The following is a 4,359-nucleotide window of genomic DNA, read 5'->3' as shown; positions in this document are numbered from 1 at the left end:
AACCCCCCCCAACAAACCCCGTTTAAAAACTGATTTGTTGGCCGCCTTATAAATGCGCCACACCACCGGCCCCGCCGTGCGGATCTCTCGGCGGGGCCGCGTCGGCGTCGGCCCGTACCGCCCGTACGCCCTTTACGCCCGTACCGCCCCTACAACACCAGCGACAACAGCAGCACGAACACGATCCCCACCACCGAGATGATCGTCTCCATCAGGGACCACGTCTTGACGGTCTGGCCGACGTTCATGCCGAAGTACTCCTTCACCATCCAGAAGCCCGCGTCGTTGACGTGGCTGAAGAAGAGGGAGCCGGTGCCGACGGCGAGGACGAGGAGGGCGGTGTGGGTGGTGGACATGTCGGCGGCGAGGGGGGCTACGAGGCCGGCGGCCGAGATGGTGGCGACGGTGGCGGAGCCGGTGGCGAGGCGGATGGCCACGGCGATGAGCCAGGCCAGCAGGAGGGCGGAGATGTTCCAGTCCTTGGAGATGTCCAGGATCATCTCGCCGACGCCCACGTCGATCAGCGTCTGCTTGAAGCCGCCGCCCGCGCCGACGATCAGCAGGATGCCCGCGATGGGCGCAAGGGACTTCTCCACCGTCGTCGCGATGCGGTCGCGGCCGAAGCCCGCCGCGCGGCCGAGGGTGAACATGCCGACGATCACGGCGGCGAGCAGCGCGATCAGTGGGGAGCCGACGACGTCGGTGACGCGCTGGAGGTGGTTCGACGGGTTGTCCACGACGATGTCGACCAGGGCCTTCGCCAGCATCAGCACGACCGGCAGCAGCACGGTCGAGACCGTCGCGCCGAAGCTCGGGCGGCGGTCCAGGTTCTCCGAGGCGCGCTGCGGAGTCAGGCCCTCGGGCGGGGTGATGTCGACCCAGCGCGCGGCGTAGCGCGCGAAGACCGGGCCCGCGATGATCGCCGTCGGGATGGCGATGATGACGCCCAGGGCCAGCGTCACGCCGAGGTTGGCGTCGATGGCGTCGATCGCCGCCAGCGGGCCCGGGTGCGGCGGAATGAAACCGTGCATGACCGACAGGCCCGCGAGCGCGGGAATGCCGATGCGCATCAGCGAGTAGTTGCCGCGTTTGGCCACCAGCAGCACCACCGGGATCAGCAGCACGATGCCGACCTCGAAGAACAGCGGCAGCCCGATGACGCCCGCGATCAGCACCATCGCCCAGGGCAGCGCGCGCCCGCTCGACTTCGCGAGGATCGTGTCGACGATCTGGTCCGCGCCCCCGGAGTCCGCCAGCAGCTTGCCCAGGATCGCGCCCAGCGCGATGAGGACGCCCGTACCCGCGACCGTGGAGCCGATGCCCGTCGTGAATCCGGCGATCGCCTTGTCCAGCGGCGCGCCCGCCACCGCCCCCAGCACCAGCGAGCCGATGGTCAGGGAGAGGAAGGCGTGCAGCTTGAACTTGGTGATCAGCAGGACGATGGCCGCGATTCCGGCCAGTACGGCGATGCCCAGCTGCGCGTGGCCTGCCGAGGTGATCGGCGCCGCTGCGTCCACTGCCAGCATCTCGACGCTGAGATGAGTCACGGCGTTCCTAACGTCTTTCTATCTGTCTATCTGTCTGTCTATCTGTCTATAGGTCGTTCTGATCCAGCTGGGGGACGGTTCGCTCCCGGCCCCTGCCATCGGTTCGGTGCTATCCGGCTACAGCCATGGACCGCAGCGCCCCCGCCGCCCGTTCCGCGATCTCCTCCGGCGTACCGGCCACATCCACCGCCACACCCGCCTCATCCGCCCCCAGCGGCTGCAACGTGGCGAACTGCGAATCCAGCAGCGCCGTCGGCATGAAATGCCCCTTGCGCTCCGCCATCCGGCTCTCGATCAGTTCGCGGTCGCCCGTGAGGTGGAGGAAGACGACATCGGGGGCGGCGGCCCGCAGCCGGTCGCGGTACGCGCGCTTGAGGGCGGAACTGCTCACCACGCCGCCCTGCCCCGCCCGGCGGTGCGCCCACGCGCCGATCGCGTCGAGCCACGGCCAGCGGTCGTCGTCGTCCAGGGGGGTGCCGGCCGACATCTTGGCGATGTTGGCGGGCGGGTGGAAGTCGTCGCCTTCGGCGTAGGGCACCCCGAGCTCGGCCGCCACCAGGGGGCCGATCGTGGTCTTCCCGGTGCCGGCCACTCCCATCACGACAACCACGTGGGGGGTGCGGGTGCTCATGTGGACCTCACTGTCCGCTGTGCTGTGTGCGCTGTCTTCGCTGACATCGGTACGGCCTCGCAACGACATCCGTACGTCGTACGTCGCCTCACTGAAACCCATACGTACGACGTATTCAAGAGCTTGTGACGCAAACGTCATACTTAATATTCCGCCGGGGCCGCATACGAAGCGGCCCGTAGGCTGAGCACATGGACACGCAGGGGATACCGCCTGGTAGTACGCAGGGGATGCGCGGGCTGCACGAACGCGTGCTCTCCAGCCTCGGCCCCGCGATCACCGCGGGCGAGTACCCGCCGGGCACGGTCCTGCGCACGGACGAGCTGGAGCGGCGCTTCGACGTCTCCCGGACCGTCATACGGGAGGCGATCCGCGTCCTGGAGTCCATGCACCTGGTCGCCTCGCGGCGCCGGGTCGGCGTGACCGTACGCCCCACCGAGGAGTGGAACGTCTACGACCCGCAGGTCATCCGCTGGCGGCTGGCCGGGGCCGACCGGCCGCGGCAGCTCCGCTCACTCACCGTGCTGCGCTCCGCCGTGGAACCCGTCGCGGCCGGCCTCGCCGCCGCCCTCGCCACCCCCGAGCAGTGCGCGGCGCTCACACGGCACGCGCTCGGCATGGTGGAGACCTCGCGCGGCCAGCAGCTCGACGCCTACCTCGTGCACGACACCGCCTTTCACCGGGTGGTCCTCAACGCGTCCGGCAACGAGATGTTCGCCCGCCTCGGCGACGTCGTGGCCGAGGTTCTCACCGGGCGCACCCACCACCACGTGATGTTCACGGACCCGGACCCGGCCGCCGTCACCCTGCATGTCCGCGTCGCCGAGGCCGTACGGGAACGCGACGCCGCCCGTGCGGAGGAGCTGACGCGCGAGATCACGGTCGGGGCCATGGCCGAGTTGGACGTGCTCGCTCCGTAGTGGAGATGGTGCGCGTAGCGCCCGGAGGGGACGACCGCCGACGCAAGGAACTGCACCTCACGACGCGCGGCGAGGAGCTGGAACGCGAGCTGCACGAGCGGCAGCGCGAGCTGTTCGCCGAGGCGCTGACGGAGGCGGTGGGCGCGGCCGGGGCGGAGGCGGCGGAGGGCTGGCGTGCCGTCATGACCCCATTGGCGGGGGAGGATTGGGCGCTTTTCACGCGGTCCGTAGCGGAGCGCGAGGGCTCGACGTAAGGGGTTCGACGCAAGGGGTTCGACGTAAGGGGTTCGACGTAAAGGGCCCTGCGCAAGGGGCTCGGCACAAGGGGCTCTGCGCAAGGGGCTCTACGTCCTGGCCCCACACCCCGGCGGCCACCGCTCGTACCACCGCTGATCCGCCTCCAGTTGGGCCGCGAGCGAGATCAGCAGGGGTTCACTGTCCGCCGGGCCGAGGAACTGCGCGCCGACCGGCAACTCCTCACCACCCCCCGCCGCCCGTACGAACCCGGCGGGCACGCTGACGCCAGGCCAGCCCAGCACGTTCCACGGCCAGTTGTACGGGCACGCCGTGATCATCGCCTCGTCCGTACGCCAGCTGCCGAGCCCGGACAGGGCCCCGACCCGCAGCGGCGGCGCGGCCGTCGTCGGCGTCAGCACCACGTCGTACCGCCGGAAGATCTCCCCGACCCTGCGCCGCAACGGGTCCTCCGCCGCCCGCGCCAACCGCTGCACCCCGCCGCCGAGGAGCAGCCCGTTACGGGCGTTGGCGCGCGTACGCGGATCCAGCAGCCGCGCCTGCGGCACCCGCCCCGCCCACTCCCGTACGCCCGCGGTCGAGCGCGGCACGAAGGTCAGCCCGATCGGCCCGTACCGCGGATCCGCCTCCGCCACCTCGTGCCCGAGCGCGGCCAGCCGCTCCGCGACGTCCAGCACTCGCGCCCGTACGGCCGGGTCGAGCCGGTGGCGTACCGCCGCGAAGGCGGGCCGGAAGGACAGTGCGATCCGCAGCCGCCCCGGGTCGCGCGTGACCGCGGAGCGGACGTCCACGGCGGGCGGAATGTGCCGGTCACCGGGGTGCCGGCCGCTCACGACGTGCAGGAGGAGGGCTGCGTCGGCGACCGTGCGGGCGAGCGGGCCGAAGCAGGTGATGCCGCGGAACGATTCAGGTTCCGGCCAGGTCGATATCCGGCCGCGCTGCGGTTTGACGCCGACCAGGTTGGTCCAGCCCGCCGGGATACGGACGGACCCGGCGCCGTCCGAGC

The 4,359-nt window shown here is 70.8% G+C and carries 5 protein-coding genes; 2 read left to right on the top strand and 3 right to left on the bottom strand.

The genetic code is table 11. The features are described 5' to 3' along the window. Nucleotides 1-149 precede the first annotated feature (149 nt). Nucleotides 150-1,547 carry a GntP family permease gene (locus tag ACFU99_RS34850; RefSeq protein WP_384399955.1) on the bottom strand — a complete coding sequence of 466 codons (1,398 nt, stop codon included), beginning with the start codon at nucleotides 1,545-1,547 and terminating at the stop codon, nucleotides 150-152. 109 nt (nucleotides 1,548-1,656) lie between these two features. Continuing rightward, nucleotides 1,657-2,178 (bottom strand): gluconokinase, encoded by a 522-nt coding sequence (locus ACFU99_RS34845; protein WP_384399952.1) that lies wholly within the window; start codon nucleotides 2,176-2,178, stop codon nucleotides 1,657-1,659. A 191-nt stretch (nucleotides 2,179-2,369) separates the two neighbouring features. On the opposite strand from ACFU99_RS34845, the gene ACFU99_RS34840 reads away from it, so the two are divergent. Beyond that, nucleotides 2,370-3,098, top strand: coding sequence for a FadR/GntR family transcriptional regulator (locus ACFU99_RS34840; RefSeq protein WP_384399949.1), 729 nt, complete (start codon nucleotides 2,370-2,372; stop codon nucleotides 3,096-3,098). Between the two features lie 5 nt (nucleotides 3,099-3,103). Next, a complete protein-coding gene (locus ACFU99_RS34835; protein WP_384399946.1) occupies nucleotides 3,104-3,352 on the top strand; it encodes a hypothetical protein in 249 nt (82 codons plus the stop codon). A gap of 90 nt (nucleotides 3,353-3,442) precedes the next feature. On the opposite strand, the gene ACFU99_RS34830 is transcribed toward ACFU99_RS34835, so the two are convergent. Then, a partial coding sequence (locus tag ACFU99_RS34830; protein WP_384399943.1) for an amidase family protein occupies nucleotides 3,443-4,359 on the bottom strand: 917 nt, incomplete at its 5' end.

This window comes from Streptomyces sp. NPDC057654, assembly GCF_042800135.1.
Lineage (GTDB): Bacteria > Actinomycetota > Actinomycetes > Streptomycetales > Streptomycetaceae > Streptomyces.
Note: the sequence above shows the minus strand (reverse complement) of the source record. Positions and strands in the feature narration are given on the sequence as shown.